The following is a 25659-nucleotide window of genomic DNA, read 5'->3' as shown; positions in this document are numbered from 1 at the left end:
AACCTCCTTTCATGGTTTGATGACTGATCTGTTTTACTCAGAAATTTTAACAGATGCATTCATTCCAGGAAGCACCTTATCAGATGGGTTTTTGATTGAAATTTTCACAGGAATTTTTTGTGTTACTTTTGTGTAGTTTCCGCTTGAATTTGTAGAAGGAAGCATATCAAAAGTTGAGTTAGTCGCATAACCAATTTCTTCTACAGTACCGTCAAATGTAGTATCAGGGTCTCCGTCAACTACTACGTCTACACTATTTCCTACTTCAATATCCGCAATATCTGTTTCTTTAATATTTGCTGTGATGTATAGGTTGTCCATGTCAATCGTTTGTGCAATTGTTGTACCAGCTTGTACGGTTTGTCCGTTTTTCACTTCGTTTTTCACAATTGTTCCATCCATAATGGATTTTACGTCAACAGTTTGTTCGCCTTTGATTTTTGCAACTGTGTCGCCTTTTTTCACTGTTTTTCCTTCGTCCAGATCCCAGTCAGATACTTTACCTGCTGCTGGAGCAGTAATAGCAGCCATATCGCCCGCTACTTTTGCTTCATCTGTTTTTACGTAGTTTGTGCTTTGATAATAGTAATAAGCACCTCCAGCTATAATTGCAAGAACAACAATCAAACCGATAATGTTGGTCAGAATTAAACGTCCTCTGTTCATTTTGTTTTCTCCTTTCGTTTCATCCTCTATCATTTTGCGGAAAGCTGGTGAAAATATGTGAGAAGTTTTTAATTACCGCTTTTTTCTGAACAGCCTTCAGCAAGCTTCGTTAAGCTTCCGGCTAGTTTGCGCAAATACTGCAGCTGGGAGGTATCAAGCTTTTGGTACAAGCCGGCACCCATTTTTGCATATTGCACAGCGGCTTTTTCTATCAGTTCTTCCCCCTCTTCGGTTAACTGAATCATGACGATACGGCGGTCATCCGGACTGTCATATCGATTCATCAATTGGCGCTTATACAGAATATCTGTCATCCGCGTCACAGAAGCAGGCTTAAGATCAAGCGACATTGCCAGCTTGCTTAGCGGGGTGCTTCCGCTTTGATGAATTTTAAACATCAGCAAATATTGAAGGACTGTAATATCAAAAGGCTCAAGCACAATCTCCAATATCTTCTTCTGTTTTTTATATATCGCCCGAGACGTATCGAAGAGCTGTTCAAAAGTGAGCAAAGCACGTTCTGATTCAGTCAACTCCTTTTCACCTCATTCCTCAATAATAGTTCACAAGATAAAATATTAATAAATGAAAGAAGATTTGTCAAAGGAAAAATTTCTTTTTCTCCCGTATTTTTTTCGCAAGCGTTTTCTTGCTTTTATTAAATAAAAAAAAGCCCTGAAATGGGCTTTTCATTACGAAAATTGATGGCTTACACCAGACTCTTCATTTCTGAAAAAGTTCTTTAGAGCCTGAAAAACATCAGATTTCTGTTTTAAAATATAGTACTTAAATTTCTCATCTTTTACATTTTTATATGCAGACATTAACGTTGAATGCCTGTTGTACTGATTGACCTCGCCGTAGCAAAACAGATTGGCCTTCTTCATAATATCATTGACCAGCTTCACACAGCGCGCGTTATCAGATGTCAGGTTGTCACCGTCAGAAAAATGAAACGGGTAAATGTTATAGCGGGCGGGATTGTACTTTTCATCAATAAGCTCAAGCGACTTCCGATATACGGAAGAACAAATGGTTCCGCCGCTTTCTCCCTTTGAGAAAAAATCCTCCTCCGAGACCACTCTTGCTTCTGTATGATGGGCAATAAATTCAATTTCCACAGTCTCGTATTTTGTCCGCAAAAAACGGGTCATCCAGAAAAAGAAGCTTCTGGCCATGTATTTTTCCCAAACCCCCATACTGCCGCTTGTATCCATCATGGCTAAAACGACGGCTTTTGATTCGGGCTTTGTGATGTCATTCCACGTCTTATATTTCAGGTCCTCCGGATAAATTGGGTAGAACGACGGTTTTCCTGACATTGCGTTTCGTTTAAAGGCTGACATCATCGTTCTTTTCTTATCAATATTACCGGTTAACCCTGTTTTACGGATATCATTAAACTCGATATCTGTATGAATGATATTGTCCCGCTCTTTTTGCTGGAGATTCGGAAGCTCTAATTCTTTAAAAAGCGCTTCTTCTAAATCCATTAATGAAACTTCCGCTTCATAATAATCCTCGCCTGCCTGATCACCGGCACCTTGCCCTTTTCCAGGCCCTTGTTTTTTGTCTGATCCATCCCGGGCCACAACATCTCCAACCTGGCTCTCGCCGTCTCCTTGCCCTACATGTTTATTTTTATCATAGTTATAACGGATTTTATACTCATCAAGTGAACGGATTGGGATCTTCACTACATCTTTTCCATTAGACATAATAATGCTTTCCTCAGTTACGAGGTCCGGAAGATTGTTTTTGATCGCTTCCTGCACTTTTTTCTGGTGGCGCTGCTGGTCATCGAAGCCTTTGCGATGGAGGGACCAGTTTTCCTCAGAAATCAAAAAATGGCCGCTGTCATTTTGGGACATGAATTCCCCTCCTTAACCATTTGTGGTCGTGATACATACGTATTCCGGCTTGTGCCAGATTATGAAACAAGTCTTTCGAAAAGATTTATATTCATCATATGCACATATGCACGTTTAATTGACAAACTATTTAGAAAATGGGACAAAATAACCCGCCCTATTCGGACGGGTCACGTTGCTTATCGGTTCAGCAGGCTGCCGACATATTTCAGCAGCTCATTGGCGCTCGTCGAGTTGTAGCCGTGCTCATCAATTAAACGGGCCACGACTTCATTTACCTTTTTCAGCTGCTGCTCATCCGGCGTTTTTGTTGAGGTCGTAATTTTAACGACATCCTTCAGATCAGCAAACAGCTTTTTCTGAATAGCTTCACGCAGTCTTTCATGGGAATTGTAATCAAACCGCTTGCCTTTTCTCGCATAGGCCGAGATGCGGATTAAAATTTCTTCGCGGAACGCTTTTTTGGCGTTTTCCGAAATGCCGATCTGCTCTTCGATGGATCTCATCAGCTTTTCGTCAGGGTTCATTTCCTCTCCTGTCAAAGGATCACGAAGCTTATTTTTATTGCAATAAGCCTCTACGTTATCGAGGTAATTGTCCATAAGTGTTTTTGCTGATTCTTCATACGAATATACAAACGCTTTTTGAACTTCCTTTTTCGCAATGTCGTCATATTCCTTGCGGGCGGCAGAAATAAAATTCAAATACCGCTCCCTGTCCTCGCTTGAAATTGATGGGTGCTGATCAAGACCTTCTTTTAAGGAACGAAGGACATCGAGAGAATTAATCGATTCCATATTTTTTCTGATAATCGTTGAAGAAATCCGGTTGATCACGTACCGCGGATCAATGCCGCTCATGCCTTCATCATTATATTCTTTTTTCATATCCTCAACGTCGACAGAATTATATCCTTCCACACTTTCTCCATCATACAGTCTCATTTTCTTGACCAGATCAATATCCGACCGCTTCGGCTCTTTTAACCGGGTAAGGATTGAGAACATCGCGGCGACCTTCAACGTATGCGGGGCAATATGAACATCCGCCACATCGCTTTCTGCGATCATTTTTTCATAAATTCTCTCTTCCTCAGACACTTTTAAATTATAAGGAACCGGCATCACGATGATTCTCGAGTGCAGGGCTTCATTCTTCTTATTAGAAATAAATGAGCGATACTCCGTTTCATTCGTGTGAGCCACGATCAGCTCATCAGCAGAAATTAACGCAAACCGCCCAGCTTTAAAATTCCCTTCCTGTGTCAAGGAAAGCAAATGCCAGAGAAATTTCTCATCACATTTCAGCATCTCCTGAAATTCCATCATCCCGCGGTTCGCTTTATTCAGCTCTCCGTCAAACCGGTAAGCGCGCGGATCCGATTCTGAACCGTACTCGGCGATTGTTGAGAAATCAATACTCCCCGTCAAATCGGCAATATCCTGAGATTTCGGATCAGAGGGACTGAATGTTCCAATTCCCGTACGCTTATCTTCTGAAAAGAAGATGCGCTCCACCTTCACATCCTCAATTCTTCCTCCGTACTCTTCCTCCAGCCTCATGACATTTAAAGGAGAAAGACTTCCTTCTATTCTAATGCCGTATTCTCTGTAAAAGTCATCGCGTAAATGATGGGGGATTAAATGTAGAGGGTCCTCGTGCATCGGGCAGCCTTTAATCGCATATACAGCGCCATTATCTGTCAGCGTGTACGCTTCGAGACCTTTTTTGAGCATCGTGACCAGCGTGGATTTACCGCCGCTCACAGGCCCCATCAGCAATAGAATCCGCTTTCTGACATCTAGACGTTTGGCAGCCGGATGAAAATACTCTTCCACAAGACGCTCCAGAGATTCTTCAAGCCCAAACAGCTCGCGGTCAAAAAAACTGTACTTCTTGCGTCCGTCAATCTCCTCTATCCCGCTGTCTTTTATCATATTAAAAACTCGAGAATGAGCAGATTGCGCGACCATCGGATTTTCTTTAATAATCTCCAAATAATCGGCGAAAGTTCCTTCCCATTTCAGCCGCTGCTCTTCCTCTCTGTACTGTTCAATTTTCTTTAATATATCCATAAGGACCTCCTCTATCATGTTTGATACACTATGCAAATAAGGTACTTTGATACAATCTATGCCGCCATCTCGTGATACATGCTTTGGTTTCTTAAAAATAAAGATACTTATACATCGTTGACAAGGCAGACTGCGACCGTTCATAATATAGAAAAATACAGAATCATCCAGACTCGGACAGCACGGAAAAATTGAAGAGGGGGAGAGACGGTGAAAACAATCATCATGATGGGTGTCATTGTCACTTTTTTAGTATCAATTTTTACCGCAGGATACGATAGCAAGCCTGGAAAAGAATAAAAAAGGGTGCTCCTGAAAGAGCACCTTTTTGTATAACAGAACAATGTTTTACAGTTTTGTTTTTTCTTTAATCTGTGAATGCGGATCGCATTCATATTTGTTTTCGTACTCAATTGTTCCGATGCTGCATCCCGGCCCGATGATCACTTCTTTTCCCCTGACAACTGCCGCTTCGGTATTCTCCAAATAAACCCGATCTCCTTCTATGACATCGGCGATCAGCTTCCCTTTCTTCCGGTTAAAAAAACTCGCGCGTCTTTTCACTGTAATTGTTGTTCCACCGATTTCCTGCACATGGCTTATATCATGGATCAATCCCAGCTTGATCTCACCCGAATTTAATAACCCCGATACATCAACACAGCCTGTGACATGGAACATTTCTGTTTCACAATCACCTTTTACGCTAAGCTTCCCTTTCACATCGCAGGATTCTCCAGTCATATTCCCGCCAATTTCAGTCTGGCCTTTCAGATTGAATCGATCAAATTGAAGTGAGCCGCTGACTTTCATTGTCCCATATATATTGATTTTGCCGGCTGTCAGATCGCCTTTACATTCACTTTCTCCGAGCACACGCAGCCGCTCAGTCTCTGCTTTTCCGAGAAAAAGGCCCGTTCCGTATATGCGGCAGCCTACAGCAGACAGCCCTTCTCCAACTACACCTTCTCCTTTGATGCTGACATTGTGATACGCGCCTCCTGCGGCATGCCCAGCGCCATATAATTTTAAATTTCCCAGTTTTGTTGTCTCCATTACGATCCTCCTTACAACTTTGTGGATGTTTCAACCGACGCGCTTGGATCACAGGTATAGTCCCCGCTGTATTCGACGGTTTCAATCTGGCAATCCGGGCCGATGACCACTTTATTTCCGCGCACGGTTTTCGCCTTTGTATTTGTCAATTCAATCACGTCACCTTCGATCAGCTCTGCTGTTAGAATAGGCTGCGGCATCAATCTGAGCAATGTCAGCATTCCTTTTCTGCAGGTCACTTGAAGATGGCGGCAGCCGATCTCCCGCGCATAGCTTTCCCCTGCAGAAAGTTTAATGATCACCTGGTCTGCATTTAAAAGCCCGCTGATTTTGCATTTCCCTTCTGATTGAAAGGTTTCTGTTTCACAATCTGCTTCCATGACAGCTTTTCCGCTAATGTCAATGCCATCAGCCTTGACAGTGCCGCCAAATGTTGATGATCCAGCGATTTTCAATTGTTTTGCAGATACCTCTCCTTGAATAAAACCAGTGCCATTCATCCGGATAGATTCTGCTTCAACGTCTCCATGTATCTTTCCTGAACCGCTGATGGTTACCGCTTTCGCTTTGACGCTGCCGTCAGCTTTTCCGTTTCCATTAAAAGAAAAAGTGTCACACTCCACGTCCCCCGCCACTGTCCCGCTGCCATTAATCTCAACTGATTGAAATGTTCCTCCCTTTGAACTTCCTGATCCGTTTATCACCAGCTTTTCCACTACATCCATCGATGGCCCTCCTGCATAAATGTTGTTTTTAATTCCTCTGAAGCTTTTAATAAATCTACCCGTTCCACAACCTTTACGGATGATTCAAACAAAATGCTGTCCGCCGCAGCCGCTATAAAACAAGTTGTGACACCGAGCTTGCGAAGCACAATCAGCTCCGTCTGTTTTTCAATCTCTTCAGTATCATGCTTCTTTAATACCTCTGCAGCCATTTTTGCTTCTGCAAGGCTGACATTTCCAGACTGCAGCAGTCCCTCAAGCACATACAGCGAAAGCAAATCGCCGGATGAGAAAACCCGACTTCCTCCGTCTTCTGAATAGGCTTCAAGAGCAGGCCTTGAAACCAAACCTTTATGAAGCAATTCATCAGCGGTCATGCTGACATCCTTCATTTTCGGCGACAGCATTTCCCTCATTTCATCCAAAGACAAATTTTCTTTCATCTTTTGAATCATTGATATACGTTTTAAAATCTCCTCTCTCGGAAAAAACGTCTCTTGCCCTGTAAATGTGGATTTACGAATAAACCATTCCTCAGGTATTAAGTTTTTCCGCTTCCATCGATACAGCTGACCGTATGAAATCGATGTTCTTTCAAGTAATTCTTTTTTAGAGATTAATTGTTCTTCCATAAGTCCAGCTCCTTTGATGGGTACATTGTAACATAACACTGTTACGTTGTTAAGCCCAAAAACGAAACAAAGCATTTCAACATCCGCAAAAAAACCCGCCCATCATCGATGAGCGGGTTTTTTCACTATTTTAAATCACGGTAATTTTGCTGGCGCAGCGCTTCATAAACAAGAATCGCGGCAGTATTGGACAGATTTAACGATCTGACGTGCTCTGTCATCGGAAGACGCAGGCAGCGGTCCATATTATTTTGAATTAAATCCTTTGGCAAACCGCTTGTTTCTCTTCCGAACACGAAGAAATAATCCTCGTCAAGATCAGTGTAATCAAATGATGTATGAGGCTGCTGGCCAAATTTTGTAATAAAGAAAAACTGGCCTTTTTCATATGCCTCAAACAATTCTTCTAACGAATCATGATACACAACGTTAACAAACTCCCAATAATCGAGTCCGGCACGCTTCAGCATTTTATCATCCGTTGAAAAGCCGAGCGGACGAATCAGGTGTAGCGTTGTATTGGTTGCTGCACAAGTACGTGCAATATTCCCTGTGTTAGCGGGAATTTCTGGTTGATATAAAACGACATGTAATGCCACAATGTTCACCTCTGTTTTTCTTATCCGCCCATCATTATAACATTAATTACTCTTTTGTCGTATCATCAACGATATGAAAAAAGGCATATCGTATTGACGGCGTGTATGCCGTAGAATCCTCATATGACCAATACCTCATCCGGCTGTCATAGGTCTGGGCGTTGACAAGCGGCATATTGCCTTTGTCCTTTGCCACGACAATCGTTGTATGATTAAACCGGCCGTCTCCTTCGAAGTCATAGCAAATCACATCGCCCGGCATCAGTTCTTCCGCTGATTTCACCCGCACCGCACGCAGTCCGGCCTTTGAATTCGACAAATACATTTTCATAGAGTGAGCCACCGTCCAGCTGTAGCTCCATGAGCTTTGTTTCATCCACCAGCCTGATCCCCTGTTCGGATGACCGCGCATCGGCGCGCCTCCTGCATGAAGACACTGAGAAATAAAATTTGTACAGTTATCGCTGAAATTTTTATAAGCAGAATTGCGCTTGTTCCAAAATTTCTCGGCATATTGGACAGCGCCGAGACGATCGTATTGAAAAGCCCTGCCAAACGCTTCTCTTTCCTCTTCAGCTTCAGAATAGTCAATAATACTGGTCCCTTCATGAAATCCAGCCGGCTTTTTCGCAATTTCCTGATCACTAATCAAAATGTGATCATACAGGAAAGCCATTCGCTCCTCTATGTGCTCTTCTATATACAAGCTGTCATCTTGTTCCTTACACACGTATTCGTAATGGATGGTATACGAAAGGCAGGTCGTTCCGTCATCCTCAACCCGCACATGATTAATCACGGCCTTTGCTTTCGCTTTTATGATGTCAACTTTACGTTTTTCCAGAAGCTTTTTCTTACGCTCCATGACTTTAAGGTCTCCGACTTGAGACTCCTGTCTCATAGCATGCCCGTTAACCAGAAAGCCCAGCCGCTCCTCCGCTAATTGTTCTAAAATGTGCTTCAAGCTCACCCCACCCGCCATACTTTTTTATAGAGAAAAAACACTTGGATGATCTCAAGTGTTTTTTCCTTCTGCTCTATACGTATGTCAGGACAAGCCTTGTTTAGTCATGCCTGAAGCTTTTTGCAAATCAATCCCTTTTTCAATTTCCAGCTTTGCCTCTTCATCCTTCTCTTTTTCCAGCGCTTTTTCAAGCTCTTCCGCGTATGCGGGGTCTCCGATTTTTCCGATTGCCCATGCGGCTGTCCCCCTGATGACAGGACGCGGATCCTTATGCATCAGTTCCGCCAATTCAGGCAGTGCGGAAGCATCCTTAAAATGCGCAAGCGCGAGAATGGCGTTTCGCTGAATCGGTTTTTTCCCGCGCCAAGAACCTGAGACATGCCCGAATTTCTCCTTAAATTCTCGATTGCTGATGGTCAAAAGCGGCTTCAATAACGGTTTGGCAATCTCAGGATCAGGCTCCATTTCCGGATGAAGATGAAAATCCTTCCCTTTATTGAGAGGGCATACCGTTTGGCACGTATCGCACCCGTACAGTCGGTTTCCGATTTTTGTCCGGAATTCATCAGGCAAAAATCCTTTTGTCTGGGTCAGAAAAGAGATGCAGCGCTGCGCATTAAGCTGCCCGGGATTAACCAGTGCTCCCGTCGGACAGGCGTCCAAGCATTTCGTGCAGGACCCGCACATATCTTCAATCGGCACATCAGGCTCAAAAGGGATATTTGTGATCATTTCCGCCAAATACACATAGGAGCCATACTCGGGTGTTGTGATCATACAGTTTTTCGCACTGAATCCAATTCCGGCACGTTCCGCAACGGCGCGATCAGATAATTCACCTGTATCAACCATTGACTTCGTTCTGATATCCTCATGCTTGCTTTTTAGAAAATCCTCCAGCAGATCAAGCTTTTCCCTCAACACATCATGATAGTCTTTTCCCCAGGAAGCTCTGCAAAAAATGCCCCTGCGCTCAGTTCTCGTGCTTCTCGGCGCATCCTTCATTCTAGAAGGATATGCGAGAGCAATTGCCACTATTGATTTCGCTTTCGGCAAAAGAAGCTTCGGCGTCACCCTTTTTTCGATATCCGGCTCTTCAAAGCCGGAGAGATAGCCGAGTGATTCTTGAAGAATCAAACGGTCTTTTAAACTGTCAAAAGTATCAGCGGTCGTAAAACCAATCTTGTCCACGCCAATGCTTTTCGCGTATTCAATTAATTCTTCTTTGAGCTGATAAACGTTCATGTTTTGCACAGCCTCCTTTCTTTGTGATAAAACGATACAGCGTTTATAATAGGTTGATATCACGTAACTGGAGTGAATGCTAGTGAATATCAAACTTGATTCTGTTATTACTGAACGTGCGGCCGGCTTACATGCAGCTGCTGTCATTTATGAGAATATCGAAGTCGGCTCCTCACCGCAAATGCTGAAAGGCAGACTCCGCCTGTTTCAAGAATCCTTGTTTTTCGACTATGCGGACGGCGGTATATCCGATGAATCCTTCGTCAAGGAATGGCAGGAACTCTTTAAACAGCTTAACCCTTCATTTGAGGGAGAAACAACCCCAATGGAGGACATGCTGGTCCCGATATCCAAGGAACAATTCATGGAAAGTAAAGACTCGGCCCATGACACAATCGATTTTTTCGCATTAAAATATTCTCTGCCTATTATGATTTATGATGCCGGAAAGCTTCATGAGCCGGTCCGGATCTCATTGGGAGAAAAAGAAAACATACTGCTTTTCTCTGATGAAAACGGCATTTTTGGCGATTTCAAAAACAGCGTCAACCACTATCCCGTTTCAAACGAGACTAAGAATATGCTGCAAATCATTTTTTTCCCGCCATCGATTGAGAAAAGCAGCGCTGTTAACCTCTTATCATCATTAACGAAAATGTTTGAACAAATTCACGGCGGCACCCATACAGTACATTGGCTTACGTAAAAGAACACGAATGTCGTGTTCTTTTTTACATAAAAAAACGCAATACTTCGTTTATCTGAGAAACGAAACACTGCGTTAATAACGTATGTATGGAGCGGGTGATGAGAATCGAACTCACGACATCAGCTTGGAAGGCTGAGGTTTTACCACTAAACTACACCCGCATTTGTGATTGTCAGCAACAGTACCGCTCTGACTTTTTTTATATTACATGTTTATTTATTTTTCGTCAAGGGAATATAAAAATTTTGTCGAAAAAAAGTTATCTTTTTGTAAATTTGTTAAGTTCCATTTACATAATGTTAAGTATACTATACAATATAATCAATCGAGATTGTGAAGGGGACAGACGTCATGATGAAAAATAAAGTAAAAGAGCTGAGGGCACGCTTCGGCTATTCTCAGGAAAAACTAGGAGAAACAGTCGGCGTCACAAGACAGACTGTGGCTGCTATCGAAAAAGGCGATTATGTTCCCTCACTGCTGTTAGCACTGAAAATCTGCAAAGCCTTCTCCATGAAAATGGAGGATGTCTTTTGGTTAGAGGAGGAAAACTAAGATGAGCATGAAAACAAAAGCAGCTTTTCACCTTGTTTTATTTGGCCTTGCATGCTGGACGCTGATTTCATACTTTGAAGCCTCAGAAGGCATAGCATCTTTTTTCGGCACAAAGAGCGGCGGGATGGTATTTGAATTAAACCTCACCCCCTTTATTCTGTTTGTTGCGGCGTCTGCGGTTTATTTGTACTTACAGAAAAAAAGCCGCCCTGCCAGAAAACAGCTTCTTCTGCCTGATGAGTTTGAAGAGCAGGATGAAAGAGAGCAGATGATGACGGCAAAAGCATGTCGCGCGTCATATATCGCTGTCTACTTCTCGCTGCCTGCCGCAGCGGTTCTTCTCATTTTTTATCCGCTATTTCAATCGCGCATTCCGTTTTTCCCTATTATTATTGTGTTTATCATCATGATCATCCAGCACCTTTCCTACGTCATCTCTTTCAAGAAAAACGAAAAAAACTCCGGCGTGCTGTAATCGGCCGGAGTTTTTTCTTACCAGCTTGCTTTTTTTACACCGGGAATCTGGCCTTTATGGGCCAGCTCCCTGAAAGCGATTCTGGACATTTTAAACTTCCTCATATATGCTCTCGGGCGCCCCGTTACCATGCAGCGGTTGTGAAGCCTTCCCGGTGCTGAATCTCTTGGCAGCTTGCTGAGTGCCTCGTAATCTCCTTTTTCCTTCAACTCGCGTCTAATACCAGCGTATTGCTCAACAAGCTGTTGGCGTTTTAACTCTTTTGCCACTTTTGATTTTTTAGCCAAGTCACATAGCCTCCCTTTAAATCGAAATTGTTACGATTTAAAATGTATCATGCACCATTCAAAAAAGCAAGCATACCGCTTTGTAAAACAGACGTCCTGAAGCCGCCCATTTTAATGATGCAATTCCACATAATACAGTAACGCATCTTGATGCTTAATGAGCTCTTTTTTATGTTCAGAGGTGTGCATTGTCTCGTCAGTCCCTCTAATACTGCTGCCGATCAAAGCAGGCTTCTCGAAAGTAATCGGTTCCGGCGATGAAATATTCTGAGTCATTTCCTGTGTTGTGCTATCGTCGCGTTTCACCGATGAATCAGCCGCTATATTTCCCTGTTTATCCACTTTCCTTCCCCCTCTTCATTCTCAAAATAAACAAATTGTATGGTATCGGGTTTTTCCTCTGAATAATCTGCACGAACCGGTCCAAACCTCTCAACAAGCTTTCCCTTTTGATAATGTTCGATGTACATGTCAGCTGAAGAAATACCTTCACCGATATTGACGGCTTCGGCAGTGAATGCCTGTGAAGCTGCGACATCCATTCTGTTTTTTTCAAGATCTGATATGTCCGCCGCTTTGATTTCCATCTGTTTTGAATGTCCGCATGCAGACAGCATAGCTATGAGGCAAATGACTGCCGCGCTTCTCAATGTTTTCAGAAAAAAAGCCCCCTTTTTTTGAATATCATACCATGTTCGGGGGGGCTGTATTTTAGTTAAACTCATGCATTTTTCTCTTTGACAAAATAAGTGTTTCCTACCGCTTCTCCCCTTTTGTTCTGAAGCTTTCTCGTCCGATCATTTTCAAACGGCAAAAGCGGAAATACAAGCTCTGCAAAATAATACGCTTCTTCTAAATGCGGATAGCCGGAGAATATAAACGATTCTATGCCGAGTGCCTGGTACTCCGCTATCCTGTCGGCAATCGTCTGCGGATCACCGACAAGAGCTGTTCCTGCCCCTCCTCTGACCAGGCCGATCCCCGCCCACAGATTCGGGCTGATTTCAAGCTTCGTCCGATCGCCGTGATGAAGGACGGCCATCCGCTGCTGGCCTGAAGAGTCGTAACGGCTCAAAGCTGCCTGCGCTTTGGCAATGGTGTCATCATCCAAGTGGCTGATCAAGCGCTCTGCCGCTTCCCATGCCTCTTGTTCAGTTTCACGGGCAATGACATGCAGCCTAATGCCAAATCGAACGGATCTCCCTTCTTTTGCCGCTTGCTTTTTGACTCTTTCTATCTTTTCTTTTACTTGTTCAGGCGGCTCACCCCATGTCAAGTACACGTCTGTATGCTTTGCGGCAGCTTCAATCCCAGCCTGTGACGAACCGCCGAAATAGATGGGCGGATGCGGCTCTTGCTGCGGCGGGAAAAGCAGATTGCTGTTTTCCACTTTTATATGCTTTCCTTCATAGGAAACCGTTTCTCCCTGCAAAAGTCTCCGCCAAACGGTTAAAAATTCGTCTGTTGCTTCGTAGCGCTCATCATGGCTGATAAACAGGCCATCGCCTGCCAGCTCATACGGATCGCCCCCTGCCACAACGTTGATCAGCAGCCGGCCGTCTGAAATGCGGTCTAGGGTGGATGTCATTCTGGCTGCCAGAGAAGGCTGCATTAAACCAGGTCTTACCGCGACTAAAAACTTTAAGTCCTTTGTTTCTCCTGCCAGTGCCGACGCTGTAAGCCACGGGTCCTCGCACGATCTTCCCGTTGGCAGAAGAACTCCTGTATATCCCAGCCTGTCTGCCGCCTGCGCGACTTGTTTAAAGTAAAGATGATCCGCAGTCCGTCCATCACTTTCAGATCCTAAATATCTCGCGTCTCCATGAGTCGGTATAAACCAAAGAATCTCCATATTCATCTCCCCTTTATATCTTTTATCCTTCGTAGCTGTTTCTCCACTTTAACAACTTTCGTTCAAGCAGCCTGACGAAGGAATCCGTCAGCTTTCCAACCACTGCAAAAATGATAATTCCTGCAAAGACTTTATTCGTTTGTGAAAACTGTCTCGCATCCATGATCATATAGCCGACTCCCGAGCTTGAGCCCATCAGCTCTGCCACAACGAGCCCGAGCCATGCAATGCCGAGCGATAAGCGAATGCCTAGCAATATATTGGGCAGGGCTGCCGGCAATATCACTTTGGATATCTGCTGGTGCCATTTAAATTCAAGCACCCGGGCGACTTCAAACAGCTTCGCGTCAACCCCGCGGATGCCGTTAAACGTATTGATATAGACAGGAAAGAAGGCACCGAGCGCAATTAGCAAAATTTTAGATACTTCGTCAAATCCGAACCATAAAATAAACAGCGGCGTGACGGCCAGATGAGGTACGGTTCTAAGCATTTGCAACGACGGATCAAGATACAGCTCCGTCCGTTTGGAGAATCCGGCCAAAATCCCGATCATCAATCCAAGTCCCGTGCCAAGCAAAAAACCAAGCGCCGCCCGATAAATGCTGATTTGCAGATGGCCGAACAGTTCGCCGGACAAAATAAGCTCCTTAAAGGTCAGAACAATCGTAACAGGTGTAGGCAGCACTGTAGCGGACACAACTCCCAGCCCGCCGATGATCTGCCAGATGGCAATGATGACAGCGGGCAGTAAAAGCCCCTTCATCCAGCCGTATCTCTTCCTTCCGGGCTTTTTTCGCACCGCTTCCGCATTCGTTTTGGGCAGCGAGCCCGCAGCCTCTGCTTTCATCATTGATCACCTCCTGAGGAATGTTCCTTTAATGCTTTTTTGATAAAAGTGTTATCGACAACATCCTTCACATCAATCTTCTTATCTATCGCCTTTGTTCGAAATTGAAAATCTGCTGTTTCCTGCTGCGCTTTCACAATGTCGTCACTGATGACCTCATTAAGTGGCTCAGTATTTTTCAGCACATTTTCGACGACCTTTTTATCGAGATCTTTAATGTCAGAATATAAGTCCGCTGCTTCATCCAGATGTTCCTTTTGCCATACAACGGCTTTATTAAACACCTTCAGAAAACGGACCACTTCGTCTGGATGCTCTTCTGAAAACTTTGTTCTTACTAAAGTAAAACCTGGTGAATATAAATCTGTGCTTTCTCCGTTCACAAGGATTTTTGCTCCGTGTTTCATTGTTTCTAAGGACAAGTACGGCTCCCAAATGGACCAGGCATCAACGGATCCGTTTTCGAATGCGGAAGCTGCTTCATCAGGCTGAAGCTGAATAATTGTCACATCGTTAGCTGACAACCCCACTTGATCAAGCGCTTTATACAAAAAATCAAACCCGCTGCTGCCTTTGGCGACTGCAATTTTCTTCCCCTTTAAGTCCTTAACGTCTTGAATGCCGCTGTTTTGATTGACAAGGATGCCGTTTGCTTTCAAGCCGTCCTGAGACAAACCGATTTCTTTAAAGTCAATGCCTGCCGCCTGTCCAGCGATCACAGGCGAATTACCGACTTGAGAAAAATCAAGTTTGTCTGCCGCAAGGCCTTCAAATTGGGGCGGACCGCTTTGAAACTCCACCCATTTCACTTTGATGCCTTCTTTTTCAAATGCATCTTCGAACCAGCCTTTCTCCTTTGCGATCAAAAGCGGGCTTAAGCTTTGCTGAATACCAATACGAATTTCCTTCAATTGTTTGTGGTCACCGCTGGCTCCATTTGCTCCACAGCCTGCGAGCAGAAAAATAACGGCAACCAATACAATGAGTCCTTTTTTCATTTCCGCTTCCGCCCTTTCTATATCCCTGATCCTTCTGCGTATTCCAAATCTTCTGTTTTCTCGAATTCCGACAGCACTCTCTGTCTGATCGCTTGGAAATCCGGAGTCGTCCGGTTCCGCGGATACGCCAGGTGAATGGGCATCAGCTTATGGATTTTCCCCGGTTTGGCCTTAAGGATCGCAAGCTCATTTCCTAAATAAACAGATTCATCTATATCATGAGTCACGAGAATCATCGTTGTTTTTTTCCTCCTCCATATATCCAGCAGCACGTCCTGCAGGTGTTTTCTTGTAAAAGCGTCGAGTGCACCAAACGGTTCATCTAAAAGCAGCACCTCAGGCTCCCGCAGAAGGGCCCGGGCGATGGCTACTCTTTGTGACATGCCGCCTGACAGCTCGCGCGGATATGCTTTTTCCGATCCTTTCAATCTGACAATCTCGATCAGTTCATCCACCTTTTGTTTGACTTTTGGGTCCTTCAAATTCAAGTCGGCTGCAATATTCTGCTCAACAGTCAGCCAAGGAAAGAGGCGGTGTTCCTGAAAAATAAATCCTTGCTGAATACCCGGAGCTGTTACGCTGCGGCCGTTAATTTCCACACTCCCGTCATATTCAGAATCAAGCCCTGCAATAATCTTTAACAGGGTGCTTTTTCCGCAACCGCTCGGTCCGATAAGCGTTAGAAATTCGCCTGGTGCGATTGATAATTCTATGTTCTCTAAGACCGTGTTTTTGCGGCCCTCTTGAACAAATGCCTTTTCTTTGATGCTGATGGTCACAGCCACTTTTATCCCTCTCTTTCTGCCAACCCCGCCTTCAAAAAAACAAAAAGGCCCCCATCTCTGTTCTTGTAGAGATGAGAGCCTTCGGCGGTCCGATCAGCTGCCCAATTGTTTTTTTGTTTGAATAACATGTTAATTCAAATTATTCCGATATGTCAACTCTTTTTTAAATACGATTTTTGATATCCTTGTTTATCACTTACTCTGCTTGTTTCGCAAATAGAGAAGGAAAAATTATTTCTCCAAAAATTATTAAGTGTCATAAAAAGCTGTTACAACAAGGTTTTTCAACACTTTCGATACTAGATATCGATTAATAGAGATAACTATTTTATAATAATTATAAAATAATATTGACTTTTTACTTAGAGATGATATTATGTTCTTATAAATTCCAAGAGGTGATAACATGAGTTCAAATAAACTGACAACTAGCTGGGGCGCTCCGGTTGGAGATAATCAAAACTCAATGACTGCCGGTTCTCGCGGACCAACTTTAATTCAAGATGTACATTTACTCGAAAAATTGGCCCATTTCAACCGAGAACGTGTTCCTGAACGTGTTGTTCACGCCAAAGGAGCAGGCGCACACGGATATTTTGAAGTGACAAACGACGTAACAAAATACACGAAAGCCGCTTTCCTTTCTGAAGTCGGCAAACGCACACCGTTGTTCATCCGTTTCTCAACAGTTGCCGGTGAACTTGGCTCTGCTGACACAGTTCGCGATCCGCGCGGATTTGCTGTTAAATTTTATACTGAAGAAGGAAACTACGACATCGTCGGCAACAATACGCCTGTATTCTTTATCCGCGATGCGATTAAGTTCCCTGATTTTATCCATACACAAAAAAGAGATCCAAAAACACATCTAAAAAACCCTACGGCTGTATGGGATTTCTGGTCACTTTCACCAGAGTCACTTCACCAAGTGACAATCCTGATGTCTGACCGCGGAATTCCTGCAACACTTCGCCACATGCACGGCTTCGGAAGCCATACATTCAAATGGACAAATGCCGAAGGTGAAGGCGTATGGATTAAATATCACTTTAAAACAGAACAAGGCGTGAAAAACCTTGATGTCAATACGGCAGCAAAAATTGCCGGTGAAAACCCTGATTACCATACAGAAGACCTTTTCAACGCAATCGAAAACGGTGATTATCCTGCATGGAAACTATATGTGCAAATCATGCCTTTAGAAGATGCAAATACGTATCGTTTCGATCCGTTTGATGTCACAAAAGTTTGGTCTCAAAAAGACTACCCGTTAATCGAGGTCGGACGCATGGTTCTAGACAGAAATCCGGAAAACTACTTTGCAGAGGTAGAACAAGCGACATTTTCACCTGGAACCCTCGTGCCTGGTATTGATGTTTCACCAGATAAAATGCTTCAAGGCCGACTTTTTGCTTATCATGATGCACACCGCTACCGTGTCGGTGCAAACCATCAAGCGCTGCCAATCAACCGCGCACGCAACAAAGTAAACAATTATCAGCGTGATGGACAAATGCGCTTTGACGATAACGGCGGCGGATCTGTGTATTACGAGCCTAACAGCTTCGGCGGTCCAAAAGAGTCACCTGAAGATAAGCAAGCAGCATATCCGGTACAAGGTATCGCTGACAGCGTAAGCTACGATCACAACGATCACTATACTCAAGCCGGTGATCTGTATCGTTTAATGAGTGAAGATGAACGTACCCGCCTTGTTGAAAATATCGTTAATGCTATGAAGCCGGTAGAAAAAGAAGAAATCAAGCTGCGCCAAATCGAGCACTTCTACAAAGCGGATCCTGAATACGGAAAACGCGTGGCAGAAGGCCTTGGATTGCCGATTAAAAAAGATGCTTAATGTAGAAATGCAAAAACCCGCTGTAGTCAGCGGGTTTTTTTATATTTAGTTACACATTGCGTATGCTTCTCATCAATCTTCATATAAATTTCTTCCATGAGCTCCGCGTTGTTTATAATCTCTCGTTTGTTTTTTTCAATCAGCAGCTCAAGCGGCAAAATCTGATTCCCGTAGGTTTTTCGCTTCCTGAATCGTTTTCTCCCCTTTTCTTTTTTGACTCCCATCAATAATCCCTCCTTTTTCATACAAAAAAGGCCCTTATCTAAACGATAAGAGCCTTCGGTGTTCCGATCAGCGCGATAAATTTGAAAAATTTGTACTGACCATGTTAATTCATACAATACCGACCTGTCAACTATTTTTTAAGGGAGTTGACACTGTATCAGATTGCATCCCCGCTTTTTCCTTATACACTCTTTTCCCTTGACGCATAAGCTAGAGAAACTAGAATACGAGAGAAAGAGATGTGGGAGTGTGGAAAAGACAAAATTGACCGGACGTATCGTGACACGGGATGATCCGGACTATAACGAAGCAAGAACCAATATTAACCTAAGCTTAGAAAGGTATCCTGACATCATTGTGTTTTGCCAAAACAAACAGGATGCACTCAATGCGCTGAAATGGGCGCGTGAAAACCGTGTGCCTTTCCGTATTAGAGGCGGCAGACACAGCTATGAGAACTTTTCCCTTTTAAATAACGGTCTTGTTATTGATTTAAGCGAGATGAAAAAAATAACTGTGAATCAGGATAAAAAGCTGGCCTATATTGAAGCGGGGGCTGAATTGGGAGAAGTCTATCGGACACTCTGGCAATACGGCCTGACGCTTCCCGCAGGCACCATTGCTAATGTAGGGCTCACAGGTTTAACTCTCGGAGGGGGAATTGGACTTTTAACAAGGGCTGCCGGCCTTACTTGCGACAGCCTCGTGCAGCTTGAGATGATCGTAGCAGACGAAAAAGAGGGCGCTGATCTAATTACAGTCAGCTGTTCAAATCATCCAGACTTATTTTGGGCGTCTCAGGGAGGCGGAGGAGGCAATTTCGGCATAGTCACCTCCATGACATTTAAAGCAGTGCCCATCTCTCAAGTGTCGATTTTTTCTATAACATGGGGATGGGATGATTTTGAGGAAGTATTTAACACGTGGCAGCACTGGGCCCCGTATACAGATGACCGGCTTACATCATCAATAGAGTTTTGGCCTAAAGAAGTAAACCGCATAGAAGCCCTCGGCCAATTTGTCGGGCCAAAAACAGAGTTAAAAAAACTGTTAAAGCCTTTATTGAAAGCAGGAAGCCCAACAAGCGGAATGATAAAAACAATGCCGTTCATCGAAGCGGTAACCTTTTTTAACAGCCCGGGAGGCAATCAGCCTCAAAAAATGAAACGCTCCGGCTCTTTCATTGAAAAGCCATTATCAGAACGTGCGATTTCAACAATAAAACACTTTTTAGAGCACGCTCCGAATCAAAACGCCAGTGTCTGGCAGCAAGCACTCGGCGGGGCAGCCGGACGGATCACTCCCGACCAAACGGCATTTTATTATCGTGACGCAATCATTGCCCAGGAATACTTAACAAACTGGACATCCCCTGGAGAAAAAAGACAAAACGTCCGCTGGATTGAGGGGCTGAGAACGTCCCTTTCGAGAGAAACAATGGGAGACTACGTAAATTGGCCAGATATCGAAATCAGAAACTGGCCAAGAACATATTACGGCGAAAACGTTGAACGACTCCGCCGTGTCAAAACGAAATATGATCCAGAAAATGTTTTCCGCTTTGAACAGAGTATTCCGCCGCTTCGGCGCTCTCTGTTTTTCTAAAAAAAATGAAGATGGAGCATTCTCCATCTTCATTTTTTTTATTGATATAAATTGCTTCCCGTATCGACAAACTCTTTTGCTTTTTCTTTTAATCCTTTATTTATGGCTTCTGCTTCACTGAGATCGTTTTTCTTCGCATAATCCCGAATATCCTGTGAAATTCTCATGCTGCAAAATTTCGGACCGCACATGGAACAAAAGTGAGCGGTTTTTGCTCCTTCAGCAGGCAGGGTTTCATCATGGTATTCAAGGGCTCTCTCCGGATCAAGAGATAAATTAAACTGATCCCGCCAGCGGAATTCAAAACGGGCTTTCGATAACGCATCATCCCGGATTTGCGCTCCGGGATGCCCTTTTGCAAGGTCCGCAGCGTGCGCAGCGATCTTATATGTAATGACTCCTTCACGAACATCATCACGGTTTGGCAGCCCTAAATGCTCCTTCGGCGTTACATAACAAAGCATTGCTGTCCCGTACCAACCGATCATCGCCGCTCCGATCGCTGAAGTAATATGGTCATATCCCGGAGCAATATCCGTTGTCAACGGCCCCAATGTGTAAAAAGGCGCTTCTTTACAAATGTCCATTTGTTTATCGACGTTCTCTTTGATTTTATGCATCGGAACATGTCCAGGACCCTCAATCATCACCTGAACATCATGCTTCCAGGCAATTTGCGTCAGCTCTCCAAGCGTCTCTAATTCAGCAAACTGCGCTTCGTCATTGGCATCAGCAATTGATCCAGGACGCAAACCATCCCCAAGAGAGAAAGCAATATCATACGTTTTCATAATCTCACAGATTTCTTCAAAATGTGTGTATAAAAAGCTTTCTTGATGATGAGCCAGACACCACTGCGCCATAATCGCTCCCCCGCGTGACACAATACCAGTTGTCCGTTTGGCAGTCAGCGGTACATACCTAAGCAAAACACCCGCGTGAATCGTAAAATAATCCACTCCCTGCTCTGCCTGTTCGATTAGCGTATCACGATAAATCTCCCACGTTAAATCCTCCGCTACGCCGTTTACTTTTTCAAGCGCCTGATAAATCGGAACAGTTCCCACAGGCACGGGGCAATTGCGGATAATCCATTCACGCGTCGTATGAATATCTTTTCCGGTAGAGAGATCCATCATCGTATCCGCTCCCCAGCGGATGGCCCACGTCATTTTTTCCACTTCTTCTTCAATAGATGACGTAACCGCTGAATTCCCGATATTTGCATTAATCTTCACATGAAAATTCCGGCCGATAATCATTGGCTCACTTTCAGGGTGATTAATGTTTGAAGGAATAATCGCCCGGCCGCTGGCTACCTCGTCTCTGACGAATTCAGGAGACACATGCTCACGAATGGCGATAAATTCCATCTCAGGTGTAATGATCCCCTTTTTTGCATAGTGCATTTGTGTGACATTTTGACCTGCCATCGCCCTCAGCGGTTTCCGCTTTAATCCTGGGTAGCTTACGTTTGGATTTGCTTTTTTATAACCGTTATCTTCTGGTTTTATAGCCCGACCTTCATACTCTTCCACGTCACCGCGCTCTGTGATCCATTTTTGGCGGAGCGGCTTTAATCCTTCTTGAATATTAATGGTTACTTCAGGGTCCGTATACGGTCCGCTTGTATCATAGACACGCACAGGCGCGTTTTCCTCTTCGCCGAACGATCCCGTCGTCGGACTCAATAGGATCTCCCTCATCGGCACTTGGATGTCCGAAGAAGAACCCTCCACGTATACCTTCTTGCTACCTGAAAAACTTGACATAATGGAAATGTTGGCTTGCTGCACTGAATTGTTTTGCATTACTTTTCCTTCCCCTCTCTACGTTTGAAAGGACAAAATCAAGCCCATAACCAGCACAAAAAACCGGATCCATATAAATGAACCCGGTTACAGTCAGAAAGAAACATATTATTGCCCAGCAAGACAATAACAAAAACAATTCCTCTACTTCCCCACGCTGGTACGAACCAGATCAGGTCCAAAGGGTTAAGAAGCTTACCTTCTCTCTCAGCCCGAAAGCGGGCACCCCCAGTAACTATTGATTTCGCCCTCATCTTAACATAAAACCAATCTGAAAAAAAGAGGAATATAGATAATATTCAGCCAATTTCACCCTAAATATTTGACCGGCAACGGGATTTCAGCTATTTCATGTTCAGCCATCATCACCCGATATGCCTTTGCACCCGACCTTGAACTCACAGTCTGAAACAGCTGATCATTTATGAAATGGAGACCAGCCCCATCATCCGCTGCATAGCCACTGCATAAGAACTTGTTAGATATCAGCTGGTGGTATGCCGGTCTCCGATCCTTTTCCCCGTCATAATGGGGACAAAAGCTCCCTTGCAAAAAACCTAAACTTTTCAAACTTGTCAGCGGTCCGACTGAATCCGTCACCCCTTCTTCAAACCAGCAGATCGCACCGGCACTTAATCCAGCTAAAACCACACCGTTCTTCCATGCTTCCCTGAGAATATGATCCAGCCCCCACTCTTTCCATAACACAAGTAAATTCCGCGTATTTCCCCCGCCAACATAAATCACGTCCATGTCCATAACAAAAGAAGCTAAATCTGTTGATGGCGGCTTAAACAAAGATAAGTGAGACGGCACACAATCCAGTGTTTGAAATGCATGATAAAACCGCTGAATATAATTTTGGGAATCTCCGCTCGCCGTCGGCAAAAAACAAATACGAGGCTGCTCTCGTTTTGATTGATTGAGGATATATTGATCGAGGGACAAATTATCCGGCTCCATCGAAAAACCCCCGCCCCCCATCGCAATAATCTGCTTCATCATCACACCCCCCAACAAAATTTGTTGCTTATTATAGCATTTTGTATAGAAGCAAGAAACAAAGTCAAATACTTTCTTATCAGGAGCTGCTAAAAAAACAAAGGAGGTGGTTTCCCATTGAACAAAGTCTTTGTCTCAAAGATATACTTGATTTGTTAACAACAATAAAAACCAGCATTAACAAATACACTGTCGCAATAACAGAAGCCGAAAATCCCCACATCAGAAGAGCATTGCATGATCAATTAGATACAACTGTATATCTCCATGATGAACTGTCAGATCTTCTGTTAGAAAAGGGATGGCTCGGGTGAGCAATTCCAAATCGATTCGCTTTTATCTTACAGCAAAGACCACAAAAAGAGACGGGATCTCAAAGATGAGATGCCGTCTCTTTTTTATTGCTCCACTCTTCTTAAAGCCTCATTTACCGTTTCTTTTATAAACGCGTCTTCACCGCTTAATCGGTCTAAACTGAGATCGCCGTTTCTCAGCCTTTCGGAAATATTGTTTATATCCTCCTCTACTGTGATTTGCAGCTCACCAGCCAAAAACATTCTGTGTAATTCATCTGCAACCAAACTTTCTTTATTCACTTCCATCCACTCCTTTATTTTCAATATTATTCTTAGTCTGTCCCTAGGCCGAGACGAATAATAGGAAAAAAGTATGAATCAGATGAATCTTTTTTCCTCCTTCTTACGTATATCTGTTGAGAAAAAAGAAAAAGGGGAAGATCTAACATGTCATTTTTTAAGAAGCTTGCGGCAAGTGCCGGAATTGGAGCTGCAAAAGTAGATACAATTTTAGAAAAAGACGCATATTTTCCAGGAGAAGAAGTACAGGGAACGGTACATGTCAAAGGCGGAAAAATCGCTCAGGACATCCGTTATATCGATTTACAGCTTAGCACACGGTATGTCATTGTAAAAGACGATGAAGAGCACCGGAAATACGCTACAATTCATTCTTTCCGGGTCACTGGTTCATTTACCATACAGCCTGGTGAAGAGCATCAATTTCCGTTCACATTCACTCTGCCTCTAGATACGCCGATCACTGTAGGGAAAGTAGAGGTTGCCGTGGTGACAGACCTTGACATTCAAGGCGGTATCGATAAATCCGATCATGACCGCATTTTCGTTGAAGCACACCCTTGGATTGAAAATGTGCTTGAAGCAATCGAAAACCTGGGCTTCCGTCTTAACGAAGCAGACTGCGAACAAGCGCCCTACTTCCAGCGTCGTCTTCCGTTCGTTCAAGAATTCGAATTCGTTCCGACTTCCGGATATTATCGTCAGATGCTTGATGAATTAGAGCTCATTTTCCTTTTAGACGAAGACGGTTTGGAAATCATTTTCGAAGTCGACCGCAGGGCAAGAGGACTCCGAGGGTGGCTGGAAGAGATGTATAATGACGGAGAACAGCTTGTACGCGTCCGTTTCAGCCAATCAGAGCTTGAAGATACCGAAGAGCTAGAAGAGGTGCTAGAAGAGATCCTAGATCAATACGCTGAGTAAGTATAAAAAGGAGCCTCGGCTCCTTTTCTTTAATAAAAAATAAAAACCCGTTTCTATTAAGAAACGGGTTTTTCAGTATACCGGTGGTCGGGGTCGAACCGACACTCCAGAAGGAACACGATTTTGAGTCGTGCGCGTCTGCCAATTCCGCCACACCGGCAAGTTTTACGTCGTATCTAACCGACGAATATAAATATATCATGGATCTCATAAAGTGTCAACGTATTTCAAAAAAAGTTTTTATGGAAATATAAAATAAAAGTGTTGAAAGACTAGCTATACAGCCGCTTTATAATAGGCATCGGAACTTAACTTGTTATGATAAATCAAAGCATTAAAAAAATGATCTACATAAGTAGATCATTAATATAATTAGTTATAATGATAAAACACAAACACCAATTCAACTTACCATGTAAGTAAAATTGGTGCCGAGGGCCGGACTTGAACCGGCACGGTAGTCACCTACCGCAGGATTTTAAGTCCTGTGTGTCTGCCAATTCCACCACCCCGGCAATAAGAAGGCGACACCCGGATTCGAACCGGGGATAAAGGTTTTGCAGACCTCTGCCTTACCACTTGGCTATGCCGCCGTAATTGGAGCGGAAGACGGGATTCGAACCCGCGACCCCCACCTTGGCAAGGTGGTGTTCTACCACTGAACTACTTCCGCATTTTTAATGGACTTAATACATTATATGCAGTTGATATAAAAAGTGAGACTGGGCTAGCTGGATTCGAACCAACGCATGACGGAGTCAAAGTCCGTTGCCTTACCGCTTGGCTATAGCCCAATGATAATATGGGGCGATTGATGGGAATCGAACCCACGAGTGCCAGAGCCACAATCTGGTGCGTTAACCACTTCGCCACAACCGCCATAATCTCAAGATGTCATAAATTTGGCAGGGGCAGTAGGAATCGAACCCACACCGGAGGTTTTGGAGACCTCTGTTCTACCGTTAAACTATGCCCCTATAAATGGTGGAGGGGGGCAGATTCGAACTGCCGAACCCTGAGGGAGCGGATTTACAGTCCGCCGCGTTTAGCCACTTCGCTACCCCTCCACATTAAATTTTGAAAAAACAGTGCCGGCAAGAGGACTTGAACCCCCAACCTACTGATTACAAGTCAGTTGCTCTACCAATTGAGCTACACCGGCATAGGTGGTGGCTCGGGACGGAATCGAACCGCCGACACACGGATTTTCAGTCCGTTGCTCTACCAACTGAGCTACCGAGCCTAAGTATTTAAATGGCGGTCCGGACGGGACTCGAACCCGCGACCTCCTGCG

At 44.0% G+C, this 25659-nt stretch carries 26 protein-coding genes, 11 tRNA genes, 1 pseudogene and 1 riboswitch; of the genes and pseudogenes, 7 read left to right on the top strand and 31 right to left on the bottom strand.

Going from position 1 to position 25659, the window contains the following annotated elements; all coding sequences use genetic code 11:
- Positions 1–33 precede the first annotated feature (33 nt).
- From WA279_RS16880 to queG, 10 genes are all read right to left on the bottom strand, one after another.
- Positions 34–699, bottom strand: coding sequence for an HlyD family efflux transporter periplasmic adaptor subunit (locus WA279_RS16880; RefSeq protein WP_014476241.1), 666 nt, complete (start codon positions 697–699; stop codon positions 34–36).
- Positions 700–734: 35 nt separating this feature from the next.
- Positions 735–1199, bottom strand: coding sequence for a MarR family transcriptional regulator (locus tag WA279_RS16875; protein ID WP_003233431.1), 465 nt, complete (start codon positions 1197–1199; stop codon positions 735–737).
- A gap of 159 nt (positions 1200–1358) precedes the next feature.
- Complete coding sequence (gene yhbH, locus WA279_RS16870) at positions 1359–2537, bottom strand: sporulation protein YhbH (RefSeq protein WP_003233432.1); 1179 nt, start codon at positions 2535–2537, stop codon at positions 1359–1361.
- Positions 2538–2716: 179 nt separating this feature from the next.
- Complete coding sequence (gene prkA, locus WA279_RS16865) at positions 2717–4612, bottom strand: serine/threonine protein kinase PrkA (RefSeq protein WP_003239626.1); 1896 nt, start codon at positions 4610–4612, stop codon at positions 2717–2719.
- A gap of 348 nt (positions 4613–4960) precedes the next feature.
- Complete coding sequence (locus tag WA279_RS16860) at positions 4961–5668, bottom strand: hypothetical protein (protein WP_336156073.1); 708 nt, start codon at positions 5666–5668, stop codon at positions 4961–4963.
- Positions 5669–5679: 11 nt separating this feature from the next.
- Complete coding sequence (locus tag WA279_RS16855) at positions 5680–6393, bottom strand: bactofilin family protein (RefSeq protein WP_336156072.1); 714 nt, start codon at positions 6391–6393, stop codon at positions 5680–5682.
- Positions 6384–7025: a YhbD family protein gene (locus WA279_RS16850; RefSeq protein ID WP_336156071.1), complete on the bottom strand. Its 642-nt coding sequence runs from the start codon at positions 7023–7025 to the stop codon at positions 6384–6386. Before WA279_RS16850 ends, WA279_RS16855 begins: the two co-directional genes overlap by 10 nt.
- A 125-nt stretch (positions 7026–7150) precedes the next feature.
- A complete protein-coding gene (gene trmL, locus WA279_RS16845) occupies positions 7151–7633 on the bottom strand; it encodes a tRNA (uridine(34)/cytosine(34)/5-carboxymethylaminomethyluridine(34)-2'-O)-methyltransferase TrmL (RefSeq protein ID WP_003233442.1) in 483 nt (160 codons plus the stop codon).
- A 37-nt stretch (positions 7634–7670) separates the two neighbouring features.
- Positions 7671–8606, bottom strand: coding sequence for an amidase domain-containing protein (locus WA279_RS16840; protein WP_336156069.1), 936 nt, complete (start codon positions 8604–8606; stop codon positions 7671–7673).
- Positions 8607–8672: 66 nt separating this feature from the next.
- The gene (queG, locus tag WA279_RS16835) at positions 8673–9833 is read right to left on the bottom strand and encodes a tRNA epoxyqueuosine(34) reductase QueG (RefSeq protein WP_336156067.1); all 1161 of its coding nucleotides are present in this window, start codon (positions 9831–9833) and stop codon (positions 8673–8675) included.
- Between the two features lie 82 nt (positions 9834–9915).
- Between queG and WA279_RS16830 the strand changes: the two genes are divergently transcribed.
- Positions 9916–10539, top strand: coding sequence for a B3/B4 domain-containing protein (locus WA279_RS16830; protein WP_106610807.1), 624 nt, complete (start codon positions 9916–9918; stop codon positions 10537–10539).
- A gap of 90 nt (positions 10540–10629) precedes the next feature.
- On the opposite strand, the gene WA279_RS16825 is transcribed toward WA279_RS16830, so the two are convergent.
- Positions 10630–10703 (bottom strand) — tRNA-Gly (locus WA279_RS16825).
- Positions 10704–10896: 193 nt separating this feature from the next.
- On the opposite strand from WA279_RS16825, the gene WA279_RS16820 reads away from it, so the two are divergent.
- Both WA279_RS16820 and WA279_RS16815 read left to right on the top strand, forming a co-directional pair.
- Positions 10897–11097: a helix-turn-helix transcriptional regulator gene (locus WA279_RS16820; RefSeq protein WP_009966860.1), complete on the top strand. Its 201-nt coding sequence runs from the start codon at positions 10897–10899 to the stop codon at positions 11095–11097.
- Between the two features lies 1 nt (position 11098).
- Positions 11099–11572 (top strand): hypothetical protein, encoded by a 474-nt coding sequence (locus tag WA279_RS16815; RefSeq protein WP_251188519.1) that lies wholly within the window; start codon positions 11099–11101, stop codon positions 11570–11572.
- A 17-nt stretch (positions 11573–11589) separates the two neighbouring features.
- Here WA279_RS16815 and rpsN read toward each other — a convergent pair whose 3' ends face one another.
- The 6 genes and pseudogenes from rpsN to WA279_RS16785 all read right to left on the bottom strand — a co-directional run bounded on the left by rpsN (position 11590) and on the right by WA279_RS16785 (position 16344).
- Positions 11590–11859, bottom strand: coding sequence for a 30S ribosomal protein S14 (rpsN, locus tag WA279_RS16810; RefSeq protein WP_003233455.1), 270 nt, complete (start codon positions 11857–11859; stop codon positions 11590–11592).
- Between the two features lie 111 nt (positions 11860–11970).
- Positions 11971–12476: pseudogene (locus WA279_RS16805) on the bottom strand (hypothetical protein).
- 104 nt (positions 12477–12580) lie between these two features.
- Positions 12581–13711, bottom strand: a complete 1131-nt coding sequence (gene ssuD, locus WA279_RS16800; RefSeq protein ID WP_134154994.1) for an FMNH2-dependent alkanesulfonate monooxygenase — start codon at positions 13709–13711, stop codon at positions 12581–12583.
- Between the two features lie 22 nt (positions 13712–13733).
- Positions 13734–14564, bottom strand: coding sequence for an ABC transporter permease (locus WA279_RS16795; protein WP_336156064.1), 831 nt, complete (start codon positions 14562–14564; stop codon positions 13734–13736).
- A complete protein-coding gene (locus tag WA279_RS16790; RefSeq protein WP_024572624.1) occupies positions 14561–15559 on the bottom strand; it encodes an aliphatic sulfonate ABC transporter substrate-binding protein in 999 nt (332 codons plus the stop codon). Before WA279_RS16790 ends, WA279_RS16795 begins: the two co-directional genes overlap by 4 nt.
- 17 nt (positions 15560–15576) lie before the next feature.
- Positions 15577–16344, bottom strand: a complete 768-nt coding sequence (locus WA279_RS16785) for an ABC transporter ATP-binding protein (RefSeq protein ID WP_021479704.1) — start codon at positions 16342–16344, stop codon at positions 15577–15579.
- Positions 16345–16750: 406 nt separating this feature from the next.
- Here WA279_RS16785 and katA point away from each other — a divergent pair, with 406 nt between their 5' ends.
- Positions 16751–18202, top strand: coding sequence for a catalase KatA (gene katA, locus WA279_RS16780; protein ID WP_014476225.1), 1452 nt, complete (start codon positions 16751–16753; stop codon positions 18200–18202).
- Positions 18203–18228: 26 nt separating this feature from the next.
- On the opposite strand, the gene senS is transcribed toward katA, so the two are convergent.
- The gene (gene senS, locus WA279_RS16775; RefSeq protein WP_015715547.1) at positions 18229–18426 is read right to left on the bottom strand and encodes a transcriptional regulator SenS; all 198 of its coding nucleotides are present in this window, start codon (positions 18424–18426) and stop codon (positions 18229–18231) included.
- 250 nt (positions 18427–18676) lie between these two features.
- Between senS and WA279_RS16770 the strand changes: the two genes are divergently transcribed.
- A complete protein-coding gene (locus tag WA279_RS16770; RefSeq protein ID WP_336156062.1) occupies positions 18677–20032 on the top strand; it encodes an FAD-binding oxidoreductase in 1356 nt (451 codons plus the stop codon).
- Positions 20033–20070: 38 nt separating this feature from the next.
- On the opposite strand, the gene thiC is transcribed toward WA279_RS16770, so the two are convergent.
- Both thiC and WA279_RS16760 read right to left on the bottom strand, forming a co-directional pair.
- On the bottom strand, positions 20071–21843 hold the full coding sequence (gene thiC, locus WA279_RS16765; protein ID WP_336156061.1) for a phosphomethylpyrimidine synthase ThiC: 1773 nt from the start codon (positions 21841–21843) through the stop codon (positions 20071–20073).
- 132 nt (positions 21844–21975) lie between these two features.
- Positions 21976–22083, bottom strand: a riboswitch (TPP riboswitch).
- A gap of 69 nt (positions 22084–22152) precedes the next feature.
- Positions 22153–22845, bottom strand: coding sequence for a Type 1 glutamine amidotransferase-like domain-containing protein (locus WA279_RS16760; RefSeq protein WP_336156060.1), 693 nt, complete (start codon positions 22843–22845; stop codon positions 22153–22155).
- A gap of 41 nt (positions 22846–22886) precedes the next feature.
- On the opposite strand from WA279_RS16760, the gene WA279_RS16755 reads away from it, so the two are divergent.
- Entirely contained in the window at positions 22887–23159 is a 273-nt protein-coding gene (locus WA279_RS16755; RefSeq protein WP_336156059.1) for a spore coat protein, read from the top strand.
- Positions 23160–23243: 84 nt separating this feature from the next.
- On the opposite strand, the gene WA279_RS16750 is transcribed toward WA279_RS16755, so the two are convergent.
- Positions 23244–23447, bottom strand: a complete 204-nt coding sequence (locus WA279_RS16750) for a hypothetical protein (RefSeq protein ID WP_014479229.1) — start codon at positions 23445–23447, stop codon at positions 23244–23246.
- Between the two features lie 141 nt (positions 23448–23588).
- Here WA279_RS16750 and spo0M point away from each other — a divergent pair, with 141 nt between their 5' ends.
- Positions 23589–24365, top strand: coding sequence for a sporulation control protein Spo0M (gene spo0M, locus WA279_RS16745; RefSeq protein WP_003233481.1), 777 nt, complete (start codon positions 23589–23591; stop codon positions 24363–24365).
- Between the two features lie 78 nt (positions 24366–24443).
- Here the strand turns inward: spo0M and WA279_RS16740 are convergent.
- The 10 genes from WA279_RS16740 to WA279_RS16695 all read right to left on the bottom strand — a co-directional run bounded on the left by WA279_RS16740 (position 24444) and on the right by WA279_RS16695 (position 25608).
- A tRNA-Leu gene (locus WA279_RS16740) sits at positions 24444–24525 on the bottom strand.
- 266 nt (positions 24526–24791) lie between these two features.
- A tRNA-Leu gene (locus WA279_RS16735) sits at positions 24792–24880 on the bottom strand.
- A gap of 7 nt (positions 24881–24887) precedes the next feature.
- A tRNA-Cys gene (locus WA279_RS16730) sits at positions 24888–24958 on the bottom strand.
- 5 nt (positions 24959–24963) lie between these two features.
- Positions 24964–25038, bottom strand: a tRNA-Gly gene (locus tag WA279_RS16725).
- Positions 25039–25087: 49 nt separating this feature from the next.
- Positions 25088–25159 (bottom strand) — tRNA-Gln (locus WA279_RS16720).
- A 9-nt stretch (positions 25160–25168) separates the two neighbouring features.
- Positions 25169–25244 (bottom strand) — tRNA-His (locus WA279_RS16715).
- Between the two features lie 24 nt (positions 25245–25268).
- Positions 25269–25342, bottom strand: a tRNA-Trp gene (locus WA279_RS16710).
- A 5-nt stretch (positions 25343–25347) separates the two neighbouring features.
- Positions 25348–25432, bottom strand: a tRNA-Tyr gene (locus WA279_RS16705).
- 22 nt (positions 25433–25454) lie between these two features.
- A tRNA-Thr gene (locus WA279_RS16700) sits at positions 25455–25527 on the bottom strand.
- A 5-nt stretch (positions 25528–25532) separates the two neighbouring features.
- Positions 25533–25608: transfer RNA gene (locus WA279_RS16695), tRNA-Phe, on the bottom strand.
- Positions 25609–25659: the final 51 nt, after the last annotated feature.

Source organism: Bacillus sp. 204(2023), assembly GCF_037027505.1.
Classification (GTDB): domain Bacteria; phylum Bacillota; class Bacilli; order Bacillales; family Bacillaceae; genus Bacillus; species Bacillus subtilis.
This window is presented reverse-complemented; position numbering and strand designations above follow the sequence as displayed.

Bases quoted from the DNA above. Each gene is read 5' to 3' on its own strand.
- WA279_RS16880 (WP_014476241.1), bottom strand. From the start codon at position 699: ATGATAGAGGATGAAACGAAAGGAGAAAACAAAATGAACAGAGGACGT.
- yhbH (WP_003233432.1), bottom strand. From the start codon at position 2,537: ATGTCCCAAAATGACAGCGGCCATTTTTTGATTTCTGAGGAAAACTGG.
- prkA (WP_003239626.1), bottom strand. From the start codon at position 4,612: ATGGATATATTAAAGAAAATTGAACAGTACAGAGAGGAAGAGCAGCGG.
- WA279_RS16860 (WP_336156073.1), bottom strand. From the start codon at position 5,668: ATGGAGACAACAAAACTGGGAAATTTAAAATTATATGGCGCTGGGCAT.
- WA279_RS16855 (WP_336156072.1), bottom strand. From the start codon at position 6,393: ATGGATGTAGTGGAAAAGCTGGTGATAAACGGATCAGGAAGTTCAAAG.
- WA279_RS16850 (WP_336156071.1), bottom strand. From the start codon at position 7,025: ATGGAAGAACAATTAATCTCTAAAAAAGAATTACTTGAAAGAACATCG.
- WA279_RS16840 (WP_336156069.1), bottom strand. From the start codon at position 8,606: ATGGCGGGTGGGGTGAGCTTGAAGCACATTTTAGAACAATTAGCGGAG.
- queG (WP_336156067.1), bottom strand. From the start codon at position 9,833: ATGAACGTTTATCAGCTCAAAGAAGAATTAATTGAATACGCGAAAAGC.
- WA279_RS16820 (WP_009966860.1), top strand. From the start codon at position 10,897: ATGAAAAATAAAGTAAAAGAGCTGAGGGCACGCTTCGGCTATTCTCAG.
- WA279_RS16815 (WP_251188519.1), top strand. From the start codon at position 11,099: ATGAGCATGAAAACAAAAGCAGCTTTTCACCTTGTTTTATTTGGCCTT.
- ssuD (WP_134154994.1), bottom strand. From the start codon at position 13,711: ATGGAGATTCTTTGGTTTATACCGACTCATGGAGACGCGAGATATTTA.
- WA279_RS16795 (WP_336156064.1), bottom strand. From the start codon at position 14,564: ATGATGAAAGCAGAGGCTGCGGGCTCGCTGCCCAAAACGAATGCGGAA.
- WA279_RS16790 (WP_024572624.1), bottom strand. From the start codon at position 15,559: ATGAAAAAAGGACTCATTGTATTGGTTGCCGTTATTTTTCTGCTCGCA.
- katA (WP_014476225.1), top strand. From the start codon at position 16,751: ATGAGTTCAAATAAACTGACAACTAGCTGGGGCGCTCCGGTTGGAGAT.
- senS (WP_015715547.1), bottom strand. From the start codon at position 18,426: ATGGGAGTCAAAAAAGAAAAGGGGAGAAAACGATTCAGGAAGCGAAAA.
- thiC (WP_336156061.1), bottom strand. From the start codon at position 21,843: ATGCAAAACAATTCAGTGCAGCAAGCCAACATTTCCATTATGTCAAGT.
- WA279_RS16760 (WP_336156060.1), bottom strand. From the start codon at position 22,845: ATGAAGCAGATTATTGCGATGGGGGGCGGGGGTTTTTCGATGGAGCCG.
- WA279_RS16750 (WP_014479229.1), bottom strand. From the start codon at position 23,447: ATGGAAGTGAATAAAGAAAGTTTGGTTGCAGATGAATTACACAGAATG.
- spo0M (WP_003233481.1), top strand. From the start codon at position 23,589: ATGTCATTTTTTAAGAAGCTTGCGGCAAGTGCCGGAATTGGAGCTGCA.